Raw genomic sequence first — 2,690 nt, 5'->3', positions numbered from 1 at the left:
GGTGCGGGGCGGGCGGGAACATCGGCGGTGCGGTTGGCGTGGTCGAGCGGTGGCGGCCGAACCAGCTGTTCGCCGCGGGCAGCGCCAGCAGCGTAGCTACTACAAGGTAACCGAGCCCCTGTGCGACGGAAAGACCGGCGTTGAGCGGGATCCACCAGGACGGGTACGCGTCGCCGATCAGGCCCAGCAGTTCGGCGAGGGACTGCTCGCCCGAGCCCAGTTGCAGTGGCGCGGCCCGTTCGCCGACGACCACCGCCACGCTGCAACAGCCGGCGAGCAGGCCCAGCCCGCTGACCACCCAAGTCGCCACCCGCACGCCGTTGCGACCGGCCAGCAGCCCGAGGGCCAGGCCGCCGAGCAGCGGCGCGGAGAGCGCCGCCACCACCGCCGACAGCACCGCGGAGACGCGGAGCAGCGTCACCACGTCGTCGATCTGCGCCGGGCCCGCCGAGGTGTCGCGGGCGGCGGAGCGGAACGCGTCGACAGTCGCGCCCAGCACCACCAGGTCGACCACGGCGTACGCGAGCGCGGCGACCGCCATCACCAACAGCACTGTCGCTGCCGACAGGACGGCGGCGGGCCGGCGGGCCGGTGCCGATTCCGGGTACGACACGACGAATCCCTCCGGTAGGCGTCGGGTTGCAACCTACTCGGAGGGATCGTCGGCGTCGTGCTTATCGAGTCGTCAGCTCGTCGACGGCGGGGTTGACCCGGGCCGATCCGTGGGCGGCGTGTCGTCCGGCCGGCTCGCGGGCGGCGGCGGGTAGCCCGGCTCCCCGCTCGACGGATAGCCCGGTTCACCGGAGGCCTGCGGGTAGCCGGGCTGACCCGGCGCCTGCGGGTACCCCGGGTAGCTGGCACCCGGGGTCGGCGGCTCCCAGGCCGCGGTGGGCTTGCGGAAGAACTCGTTCGCCTTCGGCAGCGCCAGCAGGATCAGCGCCGTGATCAGCGCGATCAGGCTGAGCACGCCGAGCAGGATGCTGACCGGGGTGAGCCAGGACGGCAGGGCCTCTTCCAGGCGGCGCTGGATCTCCTCCGGGCTCGGCCCATCGCCGCCGGTCCCGCCGCCGGTGGTGAGACCGCTGGCCGCGTTGCCGAGCAGGCCACTGCCGACGCAGCAGACCATGATGCCGCCGACGATCCAGGTGGTGATCCGGGCGCCGTTACGGCCCTGGTTGTTGAAGAGGGCCAGCACGCCCAGCACGACCGCGAGCAGCAGCAGCAGCACGCTGCCGGCGATGCCGATGACGGCGAAGACTTCGGCCACCTGGTCGGCACCCTCGACGGTGCTGTCCGCATACGCTTCACGAAGCGCGTCCTGCGTCTTGCCGAAGGTGCTGAGCGTGATGATCAGACTGATCACCTGGAGTGCCAGGAACAGGTAGAGCAGGTAACTGGAAATCGACACAATGGACGGCCGCTGACGGGCCGGCGTGCTCTGGGAATCGACCACGATTCTCCTTCCCTAAGATCGCGCCCACACCGTATCGACAACCGGCCAGTTCGGCATGCCGCGGCGTGCCCGGCGTGCCCGCCCGGTCCGGCTCAGCGAACCTCAGGCGCGGGGTGGATCGTCAGGTCGGCCGGGCCGAGCAGAGCACCGCGGGCCACCCGCCAGCCCTCTTCGCCGTACGCCTCGAAGGAGAGCCGCGCCGCGCCACCGGACTGGTAGTCGTGGTAGCGCATGGTGCCGGTCGACGGCAGGTCGGTCTCTCCGGTGGCGGTGTAACGCGCCTGCCCGGTCTCGGCCCAGGTGTAGCGCCGCCCGCCGAGCTCGATGGTCGGGGCGCCCGGGGTGACGGTGGCGCCCGGTTCGGCGGTCCAGAGAACCAGTTCGAGTTCGGGGCCGTCCTCCACGGAGAGCCGGTGGTGGGTGCCGGAGTCGTCGTCGAGCAGGTGCTGCACCCAGCTCCAGTCACCCTCGACCAGGCGGATCGTGGCGCTCACCGCGTACTCCCGCCCACGGATCCGCACCCGGTCGCCCGGGGTCAGCCGGAGCGGGCCGGAGCGCGGCGACTCCGCCGCGCCGCCACCCGCCGCGCCGCCGCCCGCTGACCGTCGGGGCGGTGGCAGGCCGCCGGGCCGGGCTGTCCGGCGGGCCCGTGCGACGAGCAGGAGCACGACCACCACGAGTACGGCAAGCGCCGCCACCAGGTACGTCACCAGCGCGTCCACCCGACTACCTCCCCAGGTTCGTCGGCGCAGACGGTAACAACCTTCGGCACCATCGGGACCCGTACCGTGACCGACGGCTCAGCTACCGATGGCAGCGGTGGCGTCGCCTGGTGTGCATGGCTCAGGCTGCGAGCCGTCGGCTGGCGTAGGTGCCCAGGGTTTCGCGGTCAATGACGCAGCCGACGAAGGTGGTGAACTCGCCCGGGTCGTCCCGCAGCGATGTCCAGGCCGCTCGGGCCGCCGCCGGGTCGACGCGCTCCAGGAGCGTGGCCGCGTACGCCCGGCCGGCGGGTGTGCCGTCGGCCAGCACCCGGTCGAGTTGGCGGCGCACCTCCTCGGGGTGGTCGTCGAGAGCGGCCGACACCCGCTCGTACGCCTCGGTCACCGGCAACAACGTGCCGGCGAAGCCAACTCCCCCGAAGGCGAGCGTGTCGGCCGCCACCAACTCGTCGACGGCCGCACCAAGTTCCCTCTCCCACTTTTTCCCATTCCCGAACATGCCCCACCTCTTTCCC

At 72.2% G+C, this 2,690-nt stretch carries 4 protein-coding genes; all 4 read right to left on the bottom strand.

Going from position 1 to position 2,690, the window contains the following annotated elements; genetic code table 11:
• Positions 1–613 (bottom strand): hypothetical protein (locus tag DLJ59_RS00200; RefSeq protein WP_124770523.1); only part of this gene is annotated, 613 nt, incomplete at its 3' end.
• Positions 614–685: 72 nt separating this feature from the next.
• Positions 686–1,453 carry a hypothetical protein gene (locus DLJ59_RS00195; RefSeq protein ID WP_124770522.1) on the bottom strand — a complete coding sequence of 256 codons (768 nt, stop codon included), beginning with the start codon at positions 1,451–1,453 and terminating at the stop codon, positions 686–688.
• A gap of 92 nt (positions 1,454–1,545) precedes the next feature.
• On the bottom strand, positions 1,546–2,175 hold the full coding sequence (locus DLJ59_RS00190) for a DUF4178 domain-containing protein (RefSeq protein WP_124770521.1): 630 nt from the start codon (positions 2,173–2,175) through the stop codon (positions 1,546–1,548).
• A 121-nt stretch (positions 2,176–2,296) separates the two neighbouring features.
• Entirely contained in the window at positions 2,297–2,674 is a 378-nt protein-coding gene (locus DLJ59_RS00185; protein WP_124770520.1) for a hypothetical protein, read from the bottom strand.
• Positions 2,675–2,690 lie beyond the last annotated feature (16 nt).

The organism is Micromonospora inaquosa, assembly GCF_003857055.1.
GTDB classification, from domain to species: Bacteria; Actinomycetota; Actinomycetes; order Mycobacteriales; family Micromonosporaceae; genus Micromonospora; species Micromonospora inaquosa.
The sequence above is the reverse complement of the archived record's forward strand: the minus strand, read 5'-3'. Positions and strand labels throughout refer to the sequence as shown.